17 protein-coding genes are annotated in these 21,434 nt (G+C 52.0%); 16 read left to right on the top strand and 1 reads right to left on the bottom strand.

The annotated features are described in order from the left end of the window. The 14 genes from BMX00_RS06180 (at nucleotide 1) to BMX00_RS06260 (ending at nucleotide 18,199) form a co-directional block, all read left to right on the top strand. On the top strand, nucleotides 1–936 hold the full coding sequence (locus tag BMX00_RS06180; RefSeq protein WP_090828236.1) for a universal stress protein: 936 nt from the start codon (nucleotides 1–3) through the stop codon (nucleotides 934–936). After that, nucleotides 933–2,057, top strand: a complete 1,125-nt coding sequence (locus tag BMX00_RS06185; RefSeq protein ID WP_090828119.1) for an acetate/propionate family kinase — start codon at nucleotides 933–935, stop codon at nucleotides 2,055–2,057. Before BMX00_RS06180 ends, BMX00_RS06185 begins: the two co-directional genes overlap by 4 nt. Before the next feature lie 72 nt (nucleotides 2,058–2,129). Continuing rightward, a complete protein-coding gene (locus BMX00_RS06190) occupies nucleotides 2,130–4,541 on the top strand; it encodes a phosphoketolase family protein (RefSeq protein ID WP_245727796.1) in 2,412 nt (803 codons plus the stop codon). A 396-nt stretch (nucleotides 4,542–4,937) separates the two neighbouring features. Beyond that, nucleotides 4,938–5,555 (top strand): hypothetical protein, encoded by a 618-nt coding sequence (locus BMX00_RS06200; protein WP_090828122.1) that lies wholly within the window; start codon nucleotides 4,938–4,940, stop codon nucleotides 5,553–5,555. Nucleotides 5,556–5,594: 39 nt separating this feature from the next. Further along, a complete protein-coding gene (gene ppsA, locus BMX00_RS06205) occupies nucleotides 5,595–7,997 on the top strand; it encodes a phosphoenolpyruvate synthase (protein ID WP_090828123.1) in 2,403 nt (800 codons plus the stop codon). A 179-nt stretch (nucleotides 7,998–8,176) separates the two neighbouring features. Continuing rightward, nucleotides 8,177–8,497, top strand: a complete 321-nt coding sequence (locus tag BMX00_RS06210; RefSeq protein ID WP_090828124.1) for a hypothetical protein — start codon at nucleotides 8,177–8,179, stop codon at nucleotides 8,495–8,497. Between the two features lie 617 nt (nucleotides 8,498–9,114). Further along, nucleotides 9,115–9,513, top strand: a complete 399-nt coding sequence (locus BMX00_RS06215) for a hypothetical protein (protein WP_090828125.1) — start codon at nucleotides 9,115–9,117, stop codon at nucleotides 9,511–9,513. Between the two features lie 575 nt (nucleotides 9,514–10,088). Beyond that, on the top strand, nucleotides 10,089–10,286 hold the full coding sequence (locus tag BMX00_RS06220; protein WP_090828237.1) for a YegP family protein: 198 nt from the start codon (nucleotides 10,089–10,091) through the stop codon (nucleotides 10,284–10,286). Between the two features lie 1,079 nt (nucleotides 10,287–11,365). After that, the gene (locus BMX00_RS06235) at nucleotides 11,366–14,695 is read left to right on the top strand and encodes a response regulator (RefSeq protein WP_090828128.1); all 3,330 of its coding nucleotides are present in this window, start codon (nucleotides 11,366–11,368) and stop codon (nucleotides 14,693–14,695) included. Beyond that, the gene (locus BMX00_RS06240; protein ID WP_090828129.1) at nucleotides 14,692–15,570 is read left to right on the top strand and encodes a GGDEF domain-containing response regulator; all 879 of its coding nucleotides are present in this window, start codon (nucleotides 14,692–14,694) and stop codon (nucleotides 15,568–15,570) included. Before BMX00_RS06235 ends, BMX00_RS06240 begins: the two co-directional genes overlap by 4 nt. Nucleotides 15,571–15,665: 95 nt before the next feature. Continuing rightward, entirely contained in the window at nucleotides 15,666–15,977 is a 312-nt protein-coding gene (locus tag BMX00_RS06245) for a hypothetical protein (RefSeq protein ID WP_143053051.1), read from the top strand. A 297-nt stretch (nucleotides 15,978–16,274) separates the two neighbouring features. After that, nucleotides 16,275–17,474 (top strand): tyrosine-type recombinase/integrase, encoded by a 1,200-nt coding sequence (locus BMX00_RS06250; RefSeq protein WP_245727799.1) that lies wholly within the window; start codon nucleotides 16,275–16,277, stop codon nucleotides 17,472–17,474. 15 nt (nucleotides 17,475–17,489) lie between these two features. Further along, nucleotides 17,490–17,864, top strand: coding sequence for a toxin-antitoxin system TumE family protein (locus tag BMX00_RS06255; protein WP_090828132.1), 375 nt, complete (start codon nucleotides 17,490–17,492; stop codon nucleotides 17,862–17,864). Then, the gene (locus BMX00_RS06260) at nucleotides 17,849–18,199 is read left to right on the top strand and encodes an HVO_A0114 family putative DNA-binding protein (protein WP_090828133.1); all 351 of its coding nucleotides are present in this window, start codon (nucleotides 17,849–17,851) and stop codon (nucleotides 18,197–18,199) included. Before BMX00_RS06255 ends, BMX00_RS06260 begins: the two co-directional genes overlap by 16 nt. Before the next feature lie 207 nt (nucleotides 18,200–18,406). On the opposite strand, the gene BMX00_RS06265 is transcribed toward BMX00_RS06260, so the two are convergent. Then, nucleotides 18,407–18,691 (bottom strand): DUF8087 domain-containing protein, encoded by a 285-nt coding sequence (locus tag BMX00_RS06265; RefSeq protein WP_090828134.1) that lies wholly within the window; start codon nucleotides 18,689–18,691, stop codon nucleotides 18,407–18,409. 392 nt (nucleotides 18,692–19,083) lie between these two features. Between BMX00_RS06265 and BMX00_RS06270 the strand changes: the two genes are divergently transcribed. Together BMX00_RS06270 and BMX00_RS06275 are read left to right on the top strand one after the other, a co-directional pair. Further along, complete coding sequence (locus BMX00_RS06270) at nucleotides 19,084–19,287, top strand: helix-turn-helix transcriptional regulator (RefSeq protein ID WP_090828135.1); 204 nt, start codon at nucleotides 19,084–19,086, stop codon at nucleotides 19,285–19,287. Further along, nucleotides 19,284–21,224 (top strand): replication endonuclease, encoded by a 1,941-nt coding sequence (locus BMX00_RS06275; protein WP_090828136.1) that lies wholly within the window; start codon nucleotides 19,284–19,286, stop codon nucleotides 21,222–21,224. The genes BMX00_RS06270 and BMX00_RS06275 overlap by 4 nt, the downstream gene beginning before the upstream one ends. Nucleotides 21,225–21,434: the final 210 nt, after the last annotated feature.

The raw sequence follows: 21,434 nt of genomic DNA on the forward strand, positions 1-21,434 counted from the left end.
GTGGAGAAAATTCAACGCATCCTTGTTACAACGGATTTTTCGCCTCGCGCCGGCAGGGCAATACGGCGTGCGGCTCAATTGGCGGCGGAGCATAAAGCCGAACTGTATCTTTTACATGTCCTTCCCACAATCCCGCTTAAAGCCATCAGGCGACTTATGGTCGAGACCCTGCCGGAAGCGGAACAGAGACTTTATGAACAAGCCAGGACAGCACTGCAACACGAGGCGGAAACACTGGCAAAGCGTGACATCCCGGTCAAGCATCACGTAGCGATTGGCAGGGCGCACATTGAGATCAACCGCTATGCAGAGTCCCACCGCGCCGATCTGATTGTGATGGGCGACCAGGGCGAAACATTCGTTCAGGAACTTTTTTTGGGTACGACCGCCTCAAAAACGCTTCGTACCGGACGTCATCCCCTTCTGATAACCAAACAGGAACCAAAAGGCCCCTATAAGCACGTGCTGGTGCCGGTGGATTTTTCGCAGTCGTCTCTGGATGCGCTGGACATGGCGTCAAAAGTGGCGATGCAGGCATCCATTCACGTGCTGCATGCAGTGGAGGTGCCCTTCGAACAAAAAATGAAGCATACCGGCCTCTACGAGGAATGGGTTGATCTCCACCGTAACGGGATATTAAATCGTGCCCTGCAAGGTATCGAAAAAATCGTTGAAGACTATGCGCGTAATCATATCCAGGTGACTCCTGTCATCGAGCATGGCCCCCCATCCGCCATCATCCGGGAAAAAGCGCGATCTCTCGATATCGATCTGATTGCCATCGGCAAGCGCGGCGAAACGGAACTGGACGATGCATTATTCGGATCGGTGACCAAGCACGTTCTCTACGAGACCACATGCGATATGCTGGTGGTCAGCCCGCCAGCTCCGCAGAAATCTCCAGAACCGCCGAAACCGCCGAACCCGTATAAATGACGATTTTAACGGTAAACACCGGTAGTTCATCGGTTCGTCTGGCGGCGTTTACCCGGGATGGGGGAACGCCAAGGGAGATAGCGAACGCACGTGATGACCTCTCCGCAGGCGAGCCACAGGCTATGCTCGGTAAATTCCTGAAGGAGCATGGGCTCGCGAAAATAAATGCAGCCGCACATCGTGTGGTTCATGGGGGACGCAAGCTGACCACATCCTGCTTGCTCGACCAGGAAGTGGAGCAGGAAATCGACCGCTTGGCGCCGCTTGCGCCATTGCATAACCCGATCGCCCTGCACTGGATACGGGCAACACGCGAGGCGCTGGGTGCGGGCATTTCTCAGGTTGCAGTGTTCGATACGGCATTTTTTACGGCTCTGCCGGAAATTGCGCGGACTTATGCCATTCCGCATGAGCTTGCCAAAAAGCACGGCCTGTACCGCTATGGCTTTCATGGGCTGGCGCATCAGGCTATGTGGCTGGGATGGCGTGACCTGAAACCGGACACTTCGAACGAAGGAGCGGACGGGAGGGAAAGGATTATTTCTATGCAGCTCGGCGCCGGCTGCTCGATTACGGCAATCGAGAACGGAATGCCGCGGGATACGTCCATGGGGTTTTCACCTCTGGAAGGATTAATGATGGCGACGCGCTCGGGTGACATCGATCCCGGTCTGATCACCTATTTGCAGCGTCAGGAAGGCCTGGCGCCAGAGCAATTGGACGAGTTGCTGAATGAGCGCTCCGGTCTGCTGGGGTTATCTCAACGCAGCGGCGACATCCGGCAACTGCTGGAATCCGTGGATGTGTATTCCAGGCTCGCAGTAGACCTGTATTGTTATCGGGCGCGCAAGTACCTCGGCGCTTATTTCGCGGTACTGGGCGGCGCTAAAGCCATTATTTTTGGCGGAGGCGTGGGCGAGAATGTGGCGGCAATCCGCGAAAAGATCCTGGCTGGCATGCAGTGGTGCGGGATCGAAATCAATCGGAAGAAAAACCACGACTCCACCGGCATATCGCGCATCAGTAGCGATGCGAGCCAGGTTGAAGTGTGGGTTATTCCGGTGGACGAGGCGGCAATCCTGGCGCGCGAAGCGGCAAGAGTATTGGACCATCCCGGATAATTCCACCGCGTACAGGTCTATTCCACGGGCGTACTAGCCATGCAAGCGGTTAGACGTTTTAAGGAGAATCCCGTGAATCAAGCTCAGCAGGTAACCGAAACTGAAAGCGCGCCATTGGACGCCGACGGATTACGCAAGATCCATGCATACTGGCGCGCGGCAAATTACCTCTCGGTCGGGCAAATTTATCTCCTCGATAACCCGTTGCTCAAAAAGCCTCTCACGCTCTCGGACATCAAGCCTCGCTTACTCGGCCATTGGGGAACCACACCCGGGCTTAACTTTATTTACGCGCATCTGAACCGCATCATAAAAAAACATGATCTGGATATGATCTATATAGCCGGTCCCGGCCATGGCGGTCCGGCGATGGTCGCCAATACCTGGCTGGAGGGTAGCTACAGCGAGTTTTATCCCCGCGTCTCCAGGGATGCAAAGGGAATGCAGCGGTTATTCAAGCAGTTCTCCTTTCCCGGTGGCATCCCGAGTCACGTGGCTCCTGAAACGCCGGGTTCGATTCATGAGGGGGGAGAGTTGGGGTATGCGCTCGCGCATGCTTTCGGGGCGGCTTTCGACAATCCTGATCTGGTCGTCGCCTGCGTGATCGGCGATGGCGAAGCTGAAACAGGGCCGCTTGCCGCGTCCTGGCACTCCAACAAATTTCTCAATCCGGCCCGCGACGGCGCCGTATTGCCTATCCTACACCTCAATGGGTACAAGATCGCAAGCCCAACGGTGCTTTCGCGCATCAGCCACGAGGAACTGGAAGACTTGCTACTAGGTTATGGTTATCAAACCTATTTTGTTGAAGGCTCTGATCCGGCAGTCATGCATCAAGCGATGGCAGGCACGCTGGATACCGTGATCGGCAAAATCCGGTCAATCCAGGCTGAAGCACGTGCCACTGACATGGCTTCTGCGATAACGTATCCCCGTTGGCCCATGATCGTCCTGCGCAGTCCCAAAGGATGGACCGGCCCCAAAGAAGTTGATGGTAAAAAGGTCGAAGACTATTGGCGATCGCACCAGGTGCCTATCGCGAAGATCGGCTCGAAGCCGGAGCATCTGAAGCTGCTTGAAGACTGGATGAAGAGTTACGGGCCGGACGAGCTATTCGATGTGGACGGCATCCTCGTGCCCGAATTGGCAGCGCTTGCGCCCGAGGGAAAGCGCCGTATGGGAGCCAACCCTCACGCCAACGGCGGCCTGCTGCTGAAAGACCTCGAAATGCCGAATTTCCGCGACTACGCTATCGCTGTGCCAAAACCCGGGTCCACGGTGGCCGAGTCCACTCGGGAGATGGGAAAATTTCTCCGCGACGTGATGAAACTCAACCTGGGTAGTCGTAATTTCCGGGTGATGGCGCCCGATGAGACGAGTTCGAACCGGCTCGACGCCCTGTTCGAGATGACGGAACGAACATGGGTAGCGAAAACGCTGCCTGAGGATGAGCATCTCTCGCCCGACGGACGGGTAATGGAAATCCTCTCCGAGCATATATGCCAGGGCTGGCTTGAAGGCTATCTGCTCACTGGCCGCCATGGCCTGTTTTCATGCTATGAGGCTTTCATCCATATCGTCGACTCCATGTTCAATCAGCACGCCAAGTGGCTTAAGGTAACCAGTCGGGAAATTCCTTGGCGCGCTCCGATTGCCTCGCTCAATTATTTGCTGACGTCGCATGTGTGGCAGCAGGATCACAACGGTTTTTCCCATCAGGATCCCGGTTTTATAGATCACGTGGTCAACAAGAAGGCGGACATCATCCGCATTTACCTTCCGCCGGACACCAACACGCTTCTTTTCATTACCGACAAATGCCTGCGTTCGCGTAATCTCATCAATGTCATCGTGGCGGGCAAGCAACCCGAACTGCAATGGCTTGACCTTGATGCCGCCATCAAACACTGTACCGCTGGCATCGGTATCTGGACCTGGGCCAGCAATGACCTGGGCGATGAGCCGGATGCGGTGCTGGGCTGTGCGGGGGACGTTCCAACACTCGAAACATTGGCTGCGGTTGACCTGCTGCATCACCATGTACCCGAACTCAAGGTGAGGGTGATCAACGTGGTTGACCTCATGACCTTACAGCCGCAGCAGGAACATCCGCACGGGCTTTCGGATCGAGACTTCGATACCTTGTTCACCACATGCAAGCCGATCATTTTTGCCTATCATGGCTACCCCTGGCTTATTCATCGCCTGACTTACCGCCGTACCAATCATGAAAATCTGCACGTGCGGGGCTATAAGGAAGAAGGAACCACCACGACCCCGTTCGACATGACGGTGCGAAATGACCTGGATCGCTTTCACCTGGTAATGGATGTGATCGACCGCGTACCGAAGCTCGGCTATAAAGCGGCTTATCTCAAGCAATTGATGCGCGACAAGTTGATCGAGCACCAGCAGTACATTACCCATTATGGCGAGGATATGCCGGAGATCAGGAATTGGCACTGGCGTTCGTCCGATTCGTAATCAGCAGGCATTGCCGGGCTGCTGGGGCCGAACATTTAAGACCATTTCCGGACCTGATGGGGCGCCCACCCGATGGACATTCTGGTGGACATTCTCTTTTCGCCCGGCCACGTTTCACCAATGGCGGGCGATCCCTGCAAGCATCTTGTCACGGCCGACGATTTGGATCAACATCGCTTCATCTACCTGGAATGGTCAATTTCGGAAGTGGGCTCAGCATCGGAGCGGGTTCGATCACGCGTGGAGCCGAGCTCATGGTAGGTCGCTCGCATGGTCCGGGCAGGCCACTGGTAGGAGCCTGGCAGGCGACTGGCACGCAATTCCGAGTGATCGGGCTGATCCGGATTTAGCTAGAGCACTAGAACCATTCCAGGTTGCTGCAACGGAGGAATATTGATGATATTCGTCATCAATGTAACTGCAATCTATGCTTCATTTTCGTTGAATCACATGAATGCAATATATTGGGGCGCTATCCTGCCTGTATTATATGCAATCGTTGTGGCGCCTCACGCTTTGATCGGCAGGCCTGGCATGCCGCGCGCTGCCATAACGAAAGCGCTTATTGCCAAATGGAATAATGCGGATGATTTGAGCCGCTATATTATTCAGTACTGGATGGCGCTGGCCTATCCTTCCACGTCCTGGAAAAAGCGCCGCAATAGCGTAACTTTGTATCTCACATCCTTTTTTCTGTGCGCTTGTTATTTTGCCAAGGAGTCATTCGTAGCCGGCCTGATCATGTTCCTTGCCGGATATGTTCTATACCAGATGAGCCTCAGGGTCGACAGGCCGCGACTGGTATATGCCAATCCCGAATTCAGGGTTGGCGGTAATGATGAGTCTTCACGAAGAGAGTGGGAACTTGCCGCGATGTCAATCATTGCATTCGCTGATCTATACCCTGATGATGGGACGCTGAAAGAGTCCGCAAATCAGGTTTCCGAAGATGGCGACGTGAAGTTTCTGCTAGCACATCATCGTTACGACCATGGTGCAAGTTGGGCCAGTTAAGTTGGACGGTTGAAGGGGACGACCCGAACAGGAGTAAGAATGGCTGATTCAGCGTACGTGATAGAGTTTGACAAGCTGCGTATGACCGATGTGAGTCGTGTCGGTGGCAAGAATGCTTCGCTTGGAGAAATGATCAGCCAGCTCACACAGGCGGGAGTTCGGGTTCCCGGCGGTTTTGCGACGACCTCCGCTGCATACCGCGATTTTTTAGCGCACAACGGCCTTGCACAGCGTATCGAGGAAGCACTCTCGACTCTGGATACCGGCAATGTCGAAGTGCTGGCGGCAACTGGCGCGCAAATTCGCGCCTGGATAAGGGAAACACCATTACCCCAGGGACTTGAAAGGGATATCGCCGCCGCGTACGAGGGGATGAAGCGGGAAGCTGGGACCGGCGATTTTTCCATGGCGGTGCGTTCTTCCGCAACCGCCGAAGACTTGAGCGACGCCTCCTTTGCCGGGCAGCAGGAAACCTTCCTCAATATACACGGACTGGACAATTTGCTGGAAGCGGTCAAGAACGTGTTTGCCTCGCTCTACAACGACCGCGCAATTTCCTACCGAGTTCACAAAGGCTTCACTCATTCCGAGATAGCGCTATCCGTCGGCGTGCAACGGATGGTGCGCAGCGACATCGGAGCTTCCGGCGTGATGTTCACGCTGGACACCGAAACGGGTTTCGAACAGGTTGTTTTTATAACTGCTTCTTATGGCCTGGGTGAAACGGTAGTGAAGGGGGCTGTGAATCCCGATGAGTTCTACGTTTATAAACCCGCGTTGACGCAGGGCAAGGCGGCAATCTTGCGGCGCAACCTTGGCTCCAAGCTCATCAAGATGCAGTTTACCCCCCATCGCGAAGTCGGCCGTTCGGTTGAAACAGTGGACGTGGATGAGGCTGAGCGCAAGCGGTTTTCCATTACCGACGCGGATGTGGAGGAACTGGCCCGCCATGCGCTCGTTATCGAGCGGCACTATAAAAGACCGATGGATATCGAATGGGGAAAGGATGGCGCGGATGGAAAGTTATACATCCTGCAAGCACGGCCTGAGACTGTGCAGTCGCAAGCCAGGATGGACACGCTGCGGCGCTACCGCCTGAAGGGTAAATCAGAAATATTGGTGTCGGGTCGAGCCATTGGGCAGAAAATCAGTAGTGGCCCGGTCCGGCTGATCCCGAGCGCAAAGGAAATGTCCAGAGTACGGGAAGGCGACGTACTGGTGACCGATATGACCGATCCCGATTGGGAGCCGGTGATGAAACGTGCTTCAGCCATAGTCACCAATCGGGGCGGACGTACGTGCCATGCGGCGATTATTGCGCGTGAACTGGGGATTCCGGCAGTGGTGGGCTGTGGCAACGCTACCAGCGTGTTACCTGAAAACGAGATGGTCACGGTATCCTGTACGGAGGGCGACATCGGCAATATTTATCGAGGCACTCTCGAGGTTGAAGTGATCGATCTTGAGCTGGAAACAATGCCGAAGCCTCCTGTCAAGATCACTATGAATGTCGGCAATCCTGAGTTGGCATTCGCCTTTCAGCGTATTCCCAATGATGGCATAGGGCTGGCTCGGCTGGAGTTCATCATTGCGCGAATGATAGGGATACATCCCAAGGCTGCACTGAATTATGCCGATCTCCCTCCGGACCTGAAGCAGCAGGTGGAAAACCAGAGCGCGGGCTACCACGATTCTGTCACTTTTTATGTGGAGAAATTGACCGAGGGCATCGCCATGCTAGGTGCTGCGTTTTTTCCCAAGCCTGTAATCGTGCGAATGTCGGACTTCAAATCCAACGAATACTCCAGCCTCATTGGCGGGCAGCAATACGAACCGAAAGAAGAAAATCCGATGCTCGGCTTTCGGGGTGCGTCGCGTTACGTGGCAGAAAGCTTCCGGGACTGTTTCACGCTGGAATGCCGGGCACTCAAAAAAGCGCGTGACGAGATCGGGCTCACCAATCTTGAAATCATGATTCCCTTTGTGCGAACGCTGACCGAGGCTAAACGCGTGGTGGAGTTGCTTGCTGAGAATGGCCTGAAGCGTGGGGAAAACGGATTACGGCTCATCATGATGTGCGAAGTTCCTTCTAATGCACTGTTGGCGGATCAATTCCTTGAATACTTCGATGGCTTCTCCATTGGGTCCAACGATCTTACGCAACTCACCCTTGGACTGGATCGGGATTCCAGCCTCATCGCCGAATTCTTCGATGAGCGCGATCCGGCGGTCAAAGCCCTGCTCCGCTCAGCCATTCAGTCATGTCGCAAAGCCGGGAAATACGTGGGAATTTGCGGGCAGGGGCCGTCTGATCATCCGGATCTGGCCCTGTGGCTGGTGAAGGAAGGGATCGAGAGCCTGTCGCTCAATCCCGATTCGGTGGTGGAAACATGGTTATATCTGGCAGAAGAGGCAAAGAAGACCGGTATGACCGCAAGTTAGCGGCAGGACGCGCATTCGCTGCTAATGACGACCCCAGGGAAGGCACCAGGAAGTTCAGAGGGGAGCTGTCCCGTGGCGATAAACCAGAGGGTGTTTGTGCGCTGTCGCACGGTAGAGTTTGCCGTTACCGTGTATCTTTTTGGTACAGCAATATCGCTGTATTGACGAAAGGAGCCATCATGGGACACCATTCCATATTGAAAAGTAAAACGGCGCTATCATTGTTGGGCGCAGTCTTTTTAAGTATGGCGGGTTTAGTTCATGCACAGATCAAAACGCCCGGCCAGGGCGATTCGATGCAGAGGCCGTCAGATTCAATGCAACCCCCCGTAATTCCGGGAAAACCTTTTGAGAAAGGCACAACCCGAGGGGAAGAAGCAGAAAGCAAGAACCGCTTTGACAAGAACGAGGCAGAAGCCGCCCGCCACAAATTGAATACCAACCAGGGTTATGGCAGCAAACGCGATGGCGGGTCTGACTCAGGTTCTGGCGGTTATTGACGAGCTGCTTGGAGCACTTACCGGCGTCTCTACGTCATTCTGCATCAGATTAATCTCGGGGGACGCCGCTTTTTCTTCACAAATCCTGTGCTTCATGCCCCCCACCTCCCGACAGGATTGCTTCAACTTAAAAATCCCAATTCAAGCTATTCCTTATCCCAAGCATATACCTGACGCAATTCAAGCCCAGCCATATTCATTCCTTATATCCCATATTCAAGTGGTCCCAGCAAGTAACCATATAAGTCATTGTAAGGATTAGTTATTATTCAAATGTCCTGTATCGCCGTCTTCCATTTCCTGGCGGAGCCGGCCCCCTCGATTGCCCGCCCGATCCCCCCAGCGGGCCCCGAAGCTGCAACGGTAATTCCCGGCTGAAGCCGGAAGCCACCTCCAACCAACAAATTTACGGTTTCACAAATTAATCACATCTATGTGACGTCTTCTTCACATACGTTGTGGCAGTCTGCTTACCATGAGTTATACGATAGAGCAAGGGTCTATACTAAAAATTCTGAGGACGGAAGGAATTCATGAGTTCGTGTGCTTCGATTTCTGTCTGCCAGTAACTCCACGGTAGTTATTTTAAATATATGCTGATCTAACGGAGGGATGCAATGAAACAGTCGCTTTTTCATGTTCTGATGGTTTGCCTGTTTCTCCCGGTATTATGGGTAATCGCTGTTTCATTGAATAATTTTGGCTTTCCCTTAATGGAGCAATACCAGGACATTAGATTATTTGTTGCTCTTCCGTATCTGCTGCTTGTTATTGCCGCGTTATACGGGAGCAGCTGGATTGCCGAACGCGTATCCCGGTTACTAGTGGCAAAGTTCGGAAGACCTGAAGACAAAGTTGAGAATGTCGATCAGATGTGGGCAGAGAAGTACTTCGACGAGAATGTCATGGAAAAGAAACGTTCCATTTTCATGAAGAACGTGGATGGCTGGCTGAAAGACAATATCCTGGCCAGAATCATTTTCGGCCTTATCATCGGGGCGGTACTGGTGATGTGATGTTGGAAATCCCGGAGAATCATGAATAAGAGACTCGGGATAGCATAATGACAATGCGGCCGGGGCACCGAAGCAACACGCTGTCATAAGCTGGAAATATTGTTGTGGCAAGATCATTTACGGTATTTACATCACCCCTTCTGTAAACATCTTGGCCATTATCTCCTCCGGTAATGGTCCTGGCCCGGTAACGGTAACGCCGCCCCGGGCCTTTTTGCAGGAACGCGGCGATAAGCGGACGCATGACATCTATTTAGTATTCGGATATCCGAGCCTATCCAAACAGTCCCCTGAACTCAAGCAATTGCATGGATGGCCGTAGATTAGAACAAACAGCCATGCCGGGCGGGACGGTGAGCCCATGCGTCAATGTTTACCATTTTTACCAAACTTTCGTTACGATCTAACTTGAGAGTTGAATGATTCGAACCATCGATTGACGTTTGCATAAGCCAACAATAACCCCACTGATTCTTAGGTGTACCTCTGTCCAATAGCATAATGCCTCAATTCGTATGATATTGATCGTGCTGCCAATGTGGGCAGTCATTACTTTTATCTATCGGGGGCGGCATATGTATTTCATACTTTACAAAAGTGTTGATGATAGCCAATGGTATTGGCAATGCCGGGCAGACAACCATGAGCCGGTTGCGGATGGCGCAGAGGGATACGTAAATAAGGAGGACGCGCTATATGGGATCAAAAGGGTGAAAGGAAACGCGGCCACAGCAGGAATCTACGACGACTACCTGGCAAAATGGATAGTTTGAAGAGCTGCCTGATTTTATGACCCGCCTCGAGCGGGTTTTGTTGCCGGAGAGATTGCTATTTCTACCCCATCCTGCCAGTGCGGAGGAAAGGGATCTGATACAAGTACTTATCTTATGCTTGACACATTCCTTTCACGGAAGAATTGTCGTGGCTCGCCTTCCCCTTACACTGTTCCCCGCCAACCACAGCATATCATTTAGCGCGGGAATAACTGACAGGCGGTCTTTTTCGCTGAAACGGATTATCAGTTCTTTCATATGTCCTGATGGCAGCGGCCAGGGGTGTATGTTAGCCCAGGCCACGTGCCCGTTGGACTGAAAAGTTGGTAGCCAACCCCTCACAGCAGGATTTTACGAAAAGACTATCCGAGATTCTAGGGAAGACTATGATTGTATTGGGCGATTCCCATAATAGTTTTCCATCCACTTGCGTTTATCGTATGCCACGCCCAGACCTTCGTGCTCCATAGGGGCACTTGTTTTACGAGATCGGCTCGTCCAATCCTGTAACTCCGCCAACGCCTTGGACAATTTGAGATACAGCGGGCAGAGCCGGGGTGATCCGCTGAAGCTAATGAAGGTTCCGATGCAATCGTTCAAGAAAGAGAGTGCCCCTGCAGTGGCGCGTCCAACTATTTTACGCATGAATTCTCCTGAATTCGGGTTGCTCACCGGCAACCCAACGGTACGTATATATTACATATTCTGGTGGCCCTGCCTATTGAACTCTGGTACTACTTGGAGACCTCGCCTGCTGGAACTGATTAAACCTGAAACAATCCGGCAAACTACTGTTTAGACCGTCGCAATGATTTCGATTTAGGTCGGATCAACCTGTAACCTATTAAAGTTGTGCAATAATATCCCCTTGCCAAGTTGCCTGTGCAGCGGATCTGTATTTAGGTGCCGCGTAATGCCAATTCGTGATGCGCCTCACTTCAAATTCCACCGGGAAGTATTGAAATAACGCCTGATCGATCGACCCAGGTAGCGGAATAGTTAAAAAAGCCCGGCCTAGCGTAGTCACCGGAAAGACCCTGCTGTCCCTCTGTAATGTGCTGCCTCCCAGACGAGCGATCATGACGATCCAGAAATTGAGTTTTATCTTCTATCTCGTGACAGCGATATTAATTTCGCTGCTCACCCTTTTCATCGGGCTTCGTTTCTTCGAACAGCGGGAGTTAGAGCATTTCCGGGAGACACGCTATGAATCATTTCTTGCAGCCGACGAGCTGCGCCAGTCATCCGATGATCTGACGCGCATGGCCCGCGCATATGTCGACACCGGCAATCCCAAGTATGAACGAATGTATTGGGACATACTTGCGATCCGCAATGGTGAGAAGGCACGGCCGCTGCACTATGAACGGAGTTATTGGGATCTCGTTATCGGCGATCCCGACTTCCAGCCCTCCCCGGGAGGCCGAAAAATTTCTTTACGAACGTGGATGGAGGAGCTTGGATTTACCGAGGCAGAGTTTGCAAAGCTTGCGGAAGCTCATAGGGAGGATAACCATTTGGCGGTATTGGAAAGCACGGCACTGAATGCGATGAAGGGGTTCTTTCAAGGCCCTGATGGCCAATTCAACGTGAGGGGAGACCCTGACCCCGAGCTGGCCCGCCGCCTCTTGAACGACGAGAACTTTTACAAGAAAAAGGTCAGGACCATGCGGCCGCTAAACGAGTTTTATGAATTATTCGACGCGCGCACGCTCAATTCGGTCGCTACCGCCCAGCAGCGCACGGACCTCTATGTCTACGCCGTCCTCCTCACGTTCGTCTTCCTCGTGGCCTGGCTCGTTCTTTCGTCCCGCATCGTGTGGCGAAAAGTACAAAATCTGGTGCAACTCGAAGAAGAGACGAGGAACATCGGAAAAGCGGACTATGTCTCTCAATTCAAGATTGACTCCAATGACGAGATAGGCAATCTTTCCCGTGCCTTTATTGCCGCTCAGGCCGAGCGCGACCGCTATTTCGACCAGTCTCTCAACTTGCTCGCCATCGCCAACTTTGATGGCCATTTCAAACGCCTGAACCCGGCCTGGTCAAAGGAATTTGGGTTCTCGCCGGAAGAGTTGCTGTCTCGACCCTTCATTGACTTCGTCGCGCCCGGCTCCCGCACACAGGCTGCAGCAGAACTGGATAAACTCATGGCATATTGTGAGGATTCGTTCGAAATCCAGATGGCCTCCAAGGATGGGTCGTTGCGCTGGGTCTTATGGAATATAACCGCCCTACCGGAGGTTCAGGAATTCTATATTTCGGGCCAAGACATTACACAAAGGAAGAATGCTGAAATCGACCTGCAAAATGCGCAAAAAGCAGCGGAAGCTGCCAGCCGTGCTAAAAGCGAGTTTCTGGCAAACATGAGTCACGAGATTCGTACGCCCATGAATGGCGTGCTCGGCACGGTTGACCTGCTTCTGAATACCTCGTTAACCAGGTCGCAGCGCGAGCTGGCGAGGCTGGCACGCGCAAGCGGCGAGACACTGCTTGCCATAATTAATGACATTCTCGATTTCTCAAAAATCGAGGCGGGTAAATTGACAATTTCTCCTACGCCTTTTGATCTTCTTGAAACCGTTGAAGCGGTGGCGAGCATGATCGCCATGCAGCCCACCCGGAAGCATGATGTCAATATCATCGTACGTTATCCCCCGGCTGTGCCGCGCTACGTGATTGGTGACATGGGGCGCATCCGTCAGGTATTGACGAATTTGACCAGCAATGCCATCAAATTCACGGATAAAGGTCACGTCCTCATCGATATCGAAACCGATTCGATCGGTGAAGACGGAGCCACGCTGCGTTTCAGTGTCGAGGACAGCGGCATCGGCATCGCGGCAGATAAATTGGAGGGCCTCTTCGACAAGTTTACGCAGGCGGATACCTCCACAACACGGCGCCATGGCGGAACAGGCCTGGGACTGGCCATCAGCAAGCAGCTGGTAAAATTGATGGGCGGGACCATCACGGCCAAGAGCCGTATTGGTATCGGCTCAACGTTCTGGTTTACCCTCCGGCTGCCCCTGCAAAGCAATCGACCGGCAGAGATCACGCCTCGTGCGGAATTAGCAGGTGTTCGTTTGCTGATTGTGGACGATAACGCAGTCAACCGTCTCGTTCTGCAGGAGCAAGTCCGCGTCTGGAAAATGCGTATCGGAAGCTGCTTATCGGGTGTAGAAGCCCTTCGGACGCTACGCGAAGCTCATGCCGCCGGTAATCCCTACCATATTGCCATCCTGGATTATCAGATGCCCGAGATGGATGGAGAAACGTTGGGCCAAGCCATAAAACGTGACCCGCTTTTGCGTGATATCGAACTGATCATGCTCAGCTCCATGGGACAGGAAAGCGAAGTTCGGGAGCGTCTCAGGAAGATCGGTTTTGCGGCCTATCTGGTCAAGCCGGCGCGCCAGTCAGAACTATTGTCAACACTCACAAATATCTGGGGTGCACACTGCGAACGACGCACAATAGACCTCATCGGTGATGCCCAGCCCCTTCCACAAACTCATGAGGTACAAACTGACAGCCCGGAAAGCACATTTATTGGCACACGCGTGCTGCTGGCGGAGGATAACATTACCAATCAGATCATCGCGGCGATGATGCTGCGCAGTCTGGGCTGCGAGGTCGACATCGCAGCCGATGGCCGGCAAGCAATACAGCGGATAGATGAATTCCCCTACGATATTGTCTTCATGGATGGCGAGATGCCGGAAATGGATGGCTTCGAAGCCACTGCTGCGATTCGCCGCCGGTCCGACAGTAAATCTCAGCTCCCCGTCATCGCTGTAACGGCTCAGGTAATGCAAGGCGACAAGGAACGCTGTCTGCTCGCAGGTATGAACGATTACATCAGCAAACCGGTGAAACACGAGGATTTCGCCGCTGCCTTAAAACGGTGGTCGCTGAAGAAAGATGAACATGAAGCTGGCCGGGTAGAGAAAACGCAGAACGAGAAAACAGCTGGTGCCGATTCCTCGCATTTCTTATCTTCCCAAAGCGCTTCGTCTATAAACGCCTCGTCGGTATTGAGCAGCGAGATCGTGACGCGCTTGCGCGCATTGGCGCAGGCAACGGAACCAGCCTTGTTCAACCAGATGTTCGCGTCGTTCCTGAGCGACAGTGCTGAACGTATCAGTATCCTGAGAAGCGCGGCAAACACGGCTGATGCCGAGCGCCTGCAAGCCACCGCTCACGCCATGAAAGGCGCCAGTGCCAATGTGGGGGCTACGCATATGGCAGAGATCGCCCGGCAACTGGAAGTTTTAGGCAGGACCTCCTCAGTGACCGGAGCCATCGCATTAGTAGAAGCAATGGAAAGCGAGTTTGAACGCGCGAAGAACGAGATTAATGCGATTATGGGGCAACTTGACCCATCGCAGGGGGAGACTCAGCCATGAAAATATTAATTGCCGAAGACGATACCACCACGCGCCTGATATTTGGTGCCACCCTAAGGAAAATGGGACACACTGTGACGGCCGTAGAAGATGGGCAAAAAGCATGGGAGGCCTGGCAGCAGGAAGAATACTCACTGCTCATCTCCGACTGGATAATGCCTGATATCGATGGCCTGGAATTATGCAAGAGGATCCGAGCCCAGCCCAGCCTGCAATATACCTACATCATCCTTCTTACCTCAATGGACGGCAAAGGTAGTTATCTCGAAGGCATGGACGCGGGCGCCGATGATTTTATTACCAAGCCTTTCGATGAGGAACAACTGGCAGCGCGACTCCGAGTGGCCGAACGAATAATTGCGTTGCACCGGAAACTGCGTATCCAGGCCACGCGTGATCATCTTACCGGTGTGTGGAACCGGGCTGCTATCATGGATTACCTGCTTGGAGAGGTGGAACGAGCACGACGGCAAAGTACCCATATTGGGGTGATCATTGCCGACCTCGACCACTTCAAGCGAATCAACGACACCTTTGGGCACCCTGCCGGCGATGCTGTCTTGCAAGAAGCCGCCCGGCGCATGCAGTTGGCCCTTCGTCCCTATGACCGGCTGGGGCGCTACGGTGGCGAAGAGTTTCTCTTCATAGCCTCAGGCTGTGATTTGAGCCAAACGATGGCGCTGGCTGAACGGATCCGGAGCTTCATGAGCGCGGACCCTATCACAATTCATTCTGGCGAACTTCCTGTGACTGTGAGCTTGGGGGCGGCGGTCGGTAGTGATCAGGTCGGCGAAGACGCGGCTGCGCTGATCGCCGCCGCTGATGAGGCACTCTACCGGGCAAAAAAAGCGGGCCGTAATCGGGTTGAATCCTAGCATCGGGGCGGATATTTATGAGGAAGCTCCCGTGGTATTGTTGGAAGCGGTAGTCTGCTTTTAAGATTTGCAGGTGTAAAAGAGAACTACCTCGGGTGCCTGACGGACGCCCTACATCAACGCCTTCTTTGTATTCCGCCGATATTGATGCAAGTCGCCCATCTAATCCCGACTTTTCTGGTTTGTCTTATCTGGCGAGAAGGGTGAAAAAGCAGGCCAGTTTTGCGAATATTGCCCACATAAGCACGATCTTTTCCAACTACAACGCCTTGCTGGAAATGTGGAAAACTCGAAATGAAGCAGTCGGCCCGATATTCAGCGCGATTATTTTACGGCACTCCAAGACGGCGGCGGCCTACGTCAACCTCGAACTGACCCATAGAGCAAGCCAGAAAGGAAGCCAATAAACTCTTGGGCCACATCGCCGCTGGGCGAAAAGCATAAGCCATTGTTTATTGGTGCCGACAGAAGGAGTCGAACCCTCGACCTTCTGATTACAAATTCTAATTCTACCCGTTTTACCTTGTTTTAACGTGTACGAAAACTCTTTAATCTGCTTGTTTTAATTTGATTTTTAGCATTATATTGTTTTAAACTTCCTCCCACAGTTTGACACATCCTGTCTACACTGTGTCTACATGAAAGGGAGTTAAAACGTGTCTACACCAGCCTCAGCACTCCCCGTTAGGATCACAAAATCTGTCGTGGATAGGCTGAATGCTCCCATAGCAGGGCAGACCTTTACCCGCGACTCCGAACTCAAAGGTTTTGCGGTCCGCGTTACGACCTCTGGCGCCAAGTCGTTCATTTTGGAAAAACGTATCGACGGCAAGGTGAAACGGCTAACGCTTGGCCGCTATCCCGAACTGACGGTAGAGCAAGCGAGAAAGGAAGCGCATAAGCTCTTGGGCCATATTGCTACGGGGCGCAATCCTACCGCCGAGAAAAAGCAAAAAGAGCTGCAAGCCACAACGCTGCAAAAAGCATTCGATGATTTCCTGCTTGCCAGAAAGAACCTCAAGCCGCGCACACTTTACGATTATCGGCGATTAATGAAAGTTGCTTTCCCTGATTGGCAAAATAAGGCTCTGGTTGATATCAGTAAGGAAATGGTTGCCAAGCGTCACACCAAGATTGGCGCGGAACATGGCGAAGCCTATGCCAACCTAGCCATGCGTTTTTTGCGCGCATTGTTCAATTTCTCCATTGCACAGTATGAAGACGGCAGCGGCAATGCCATTTTGCGAGAAAACCCCGTCGTGCGTCTTACCCAGACTCGCGCATGGTATCGGGTAGCACGTCGGCAAACTATTATCAAATCTCATCAGCTCAAGCCGTGGTATGAAGGAGTAATGACGCTTAAGAATGACAAAGTGTCTCAACAGTCTGCGCTCGTTGCCGATTATCTGCTCTTCCTCCTATTTACCGGGCTACGCCGCCAGGAAGCCGCAACCTTGAAATGGTCCGATATCGATTTACGTGGCCGCTCGTTTACAATCAGGGATACCAAGAATCGGGAACCGCTCACATTGCCGCTCACGGATTTTGTTTACAGCTTATTGGAAAAAAGAAAGGCTACCGCCGATTCTGAGTATGTTTTTGCAGGAGGCGGAAAGGCCGGGCATCTGATTGAGCCGCGTCATCAGGTTCAACAAGTCAGGAATACGTCGGGCGTTTCCTTTACGTTGCACGATCTGCGCCGCAGCTATATCACGATTGCAGAAAGCATCGATATCTCGGCTTACGCCCTAAAGCGTCTGGTGAACCACAAAATGAGCAATGATGTGACGGCGGGCTATATCGTAAATGACGTGGAACGTCTAAGGGAGCCTATGCAAAAAATCAGCGATTATTTGTTGAAATGCATGGGAGTCAATCCATCTGATGCAAAGAATATCATCTGATGATATTATTAATCCATGGAGCCTGATACGGGACTCGACGCCCTGCTTGATCTTAATGGCTATATCGTCGATCAGGATTTGGGATGCTGGATCAAGGTCGAGGCATGGCGGGTCGTGGCAACCCCGGAAATTCCGCACGGTATCCGCTATGCGCTTACGCTCCATGAACCCTATGGAAAACGAATCATGGGATACGACAACAGCCATGCCATAAAGCCGCCGAAGAAATTCAAGTATGCGGGGCAGCGGCTAGCGTATGACCATAAGCATCGCCACATTTCGGATAAGGGAGTCCCTTACGAATTCAAGGATACTTACCAGCTGCTTGCCGATTTCTTCGAAGAAGTGGATCGTATACTGAAGGAAATGAAAATATGGAAAGAATTGTGATTGGCATCATGCCGCAAGAAAAAATCCGTGAACGCATGCTGGCAATAGCCAAAGGTGCGTACAAGCCTAAGCCAGGTGAACCGAAAGTATGGTTTACCTCGATGAAATCCCTTGCTGAAGTCCTGAGTGACGATAACCGTGCCTTGCTCACGATCATTCACGAATCTCAGCCTGAATCGATTACCGGTCTTGCAACGATTACCGGGCGAAAACCCAGCAATCTTTCGCGCACTCTGAAAACCATGTCTCATTATGGGATTGTGGAAATGCGGCGCGAGAACCGACACGTGCGCCCCATCGTCAACGCCACCGAGTTCCAAATATTGACTGCTTAATAAATTGGAGCTTAATGGTCCAGCGTGTCCGTTTGAAAGCACTGCTCGGACATAGTATGAAAGGGAAGTGAATCATATTATTACCCCTCAGATAGGGATGGAATGATTAAGGTTGTGATTAGAGAAATATGAAAATTACATGCTCAAGTTAATCGAAGCCAATAAAGACCATAATGTTGCGGAGGTCTTGAAAGTGAAAAACAGGCTTTAACTCCGAGTTTTGACCAATCCATATTGGTCAACTAACGCGAACCATTCGTCTGGATCAAGCTCATCACCCATCACGCTCATGTCGTCAGCGCTAGCTTTATCTATCAACTGAACCAGAAAAAATCCCTCTTCATCCTCATCAAATATCACGTCTTCAACCACGAAGCGCATACCCAAGGGCTTTCTCGTGGAAACATACAAGCCTGTTTCTGGTGGCTGCCTTTTAGCTTTGCTTTGTCCGATTCGCTCTTCTTTGTTGCCCCGCAGTTTTGCTTGTCCCATTTGAAAGCCCCATCATCGGAATTTTTATGGGGCAAGCTTAAGTCAAGCTCCATGGGATTACAAACATCACTTCCCATCTGCTGGAGAATTTCGTGCAGATTTTTATATTTTTTATAAAAAACTATAAATTCTTTTTATAGAATATCTGATAACAATAAGCTATTCCTTATCGTTTTTCATATAAAAACGGCTTTTGGCACGTTGATTGCATGACACTGCTCAAAGCAGGAATAAAAAAAACCACAAATATTCAACTTCTTATCCGTGATCCTGATAATATTTTTCGACCCTTAAAATTAAGAGTTTGTCAATAGACGGTAACAGGACGTCCTTTTTATTGCCATTTTTTTCATACTGTCTCCTTCAATTAACAACCTGTGGAGACAGAGATCGTGCAAGGGAATTTACTTTCAACTAGAGAAGCTGCTGTTTACTTAAGTGTCAGTGAAGCATTTCTCGAACGCGACCGCTGGGCCGGAGCAAAGGTGCCTTTCATCAAGATAGGCTCGCGCGCGGTGCGCTACCGCTTGCAAGACTTGGAACGCTATATCGAGTCCTGCATTCGCAAATCCACCAGCGATACGGGCCGCAAATGAGCGCGGCGATATGGCCCATTCCCCACCCTGAAGGCGCATACGTTCGGGAAGACGGCATTGTCTTTTATCGTGAAGAGGAACCCTTCACTTCCGATATTCTCAGCCGCCATCCCGACTGTCTGGCCGAGCCCATGGCACAGGAATATGCGCGGTTGTATTTGGCTAAAGGGGAAGAGAAAGCAGAGGCATATCTTAAGGCGATTTCCGCTCAGCTTGTCAGCACGCCTTTGAGCCTTGCAGCGACGGATGAGGAAATAGATGCGTTTGCCCGAAAGCTAGCGGATCAATTTTTCCGCCTGCAACGCTGGGTCAGCAATTCTGCTATTGCAGCCCTTTTCCTTTGCCATTTGGCAGAAAGCAAATACGGCGTTAGTCCGCTGGGTAAGGGGGATAAGGGCAAGGCAAAACTTCAATCAGCAAAACCGCTATCGCTACCAATAACGGAACCGGCAACAAAGCTTCTCACGTCTGTATCAGTATCGGTACCGGTATCGCTACCGGTAACAGGAGGAAAAAGCGCTGGGCCGGGACCGGTATCGGTAACGGATACCGTTACCGGTATAGGAAGCAAGCTGACTTTCCCAATCTCTGTAACGGTAACCGATACAGACAAACAGGCTCCTGTAACGGTAACAGGAGAATCTAATCCTTCCTTTCCTGTAACAGTAACAGGGAAATCCAATCTTCCTGTAACGGTAACAGGAGAATCCGATCCTTCGCCTCCTGTATCCGTTACCGATACCGGAATTACCCATACGGGAATTCTAGCCCGCCTTGCGGATGAGCACTGGTGGCGTCGGGCATTGCGCAAGGTTCAGGTGCGCAAATTCGAACATGGTGCTATACGGTTGGGGCTGGTTCACAGCCGCAAGGGCAAGTATGTCAGTGATGAAACGTTGCGAAGGCGGCAGAAACAAATCCGCCGTAACCGGGCCATTCTCGAACACTGCATAGCTATCAATGAGGCCGGGCAGGAATATACCCTACAGCAATTGGCCGAGCTTTCGGTATCCAATCCAGAGATTCGCCGTGCGGAATTGATGACCCGCATTGCCGGGTTCGATGCAGTGGCTCAATCTCTGGGGCATGTCGGCGTCTTCTATACCATCACTTGCCCCTCCCGCATGCATGCCCGATTGTCTGTATCAGGAGAAGAAAACCCGAAATACGACAGAACCACACCACGGGAAGCGCAAGCCTATCTGAGCAAGATATGGAGTCGGATACGGGCCAAGCTCGCCCGTACGGACTTACACATCTATGGCATCCGTGTCGCCGAGCCTCAACACGATGGCACACCGCATTGGCACTTGCTGTTCTTCATGCCAAAAGAACACGTCAAACAAGTCGGAAGCGTGATACGCGACTACGCCATGCGCGAGGATGGCGACGAACCCGGCGCGGCAAAGCACCGTTATAAAGAGGAACGCATAGACCGGTCAAAAGGCACAGCGGCTAGTTATATCGCCAAATACATTTCAAAGAATATCGATGGCTTTGGCCTGGATTGCGATATTGATGGCGGAGAGCCCAAGAGTGCGGCTGAACGTGTAAGAGTATGGGCCAGCACTTGGGGTATACATCAGTTCCAGCAGATTGGCGGGCCGCCTGTAACGGTATGGCGCGAGCTGCGCCGCATGGGCGAGATGGGAGTAACCGGAGAGCTGAAAGAGCTCAGAGACGCGGCCGATAAGGGCGAATGGGACCGTTTTGTGATGCTGATGGGCGGACCGGAAGCGAAGCGCAAGGATTTTCCCATATCGCTCGCTAAGCAGTGGAATGACAAGCCCAACCGTTACAGGGAACCCAAAGGGGAGGAAATCATTGGGATAACCTGGGCAAGTGCAATATTCCCTACCCGTATTCATCGATGGACCATTCAGCATAAACGCGATCCGAATAAAATGAGGAGGCCTCAAACCGAAGCTCGGCTATAATCACCTTACATGAGATTAGTCCTGCCCCTTGGAGTACTGTCAATAACTGTACGGCAAGAGATTGGACTAAGGCACCTAAGGTAAAAAATAGCCATTGCCGACGACTGTTTTAGCGGATTCCTCAGATTAAGTGGATTCCTCAGATTAAGATACCCAAGCTACGCAATACCCCTATTGTTTGGCAGGTGTACCTAAGTCCAATATGTGACT

This window comes from Nitrosovibrio tenuis (genome assembly GCF_900109785.1).
Taxonomy (GTDB): domain Bacteria; phylum Pseudomonadota; class Gammaproteobacteria; order Burkholderiales; family Nitrosomonadaceae; genus Nitrosospira; species Nitrosospira tenuis_A.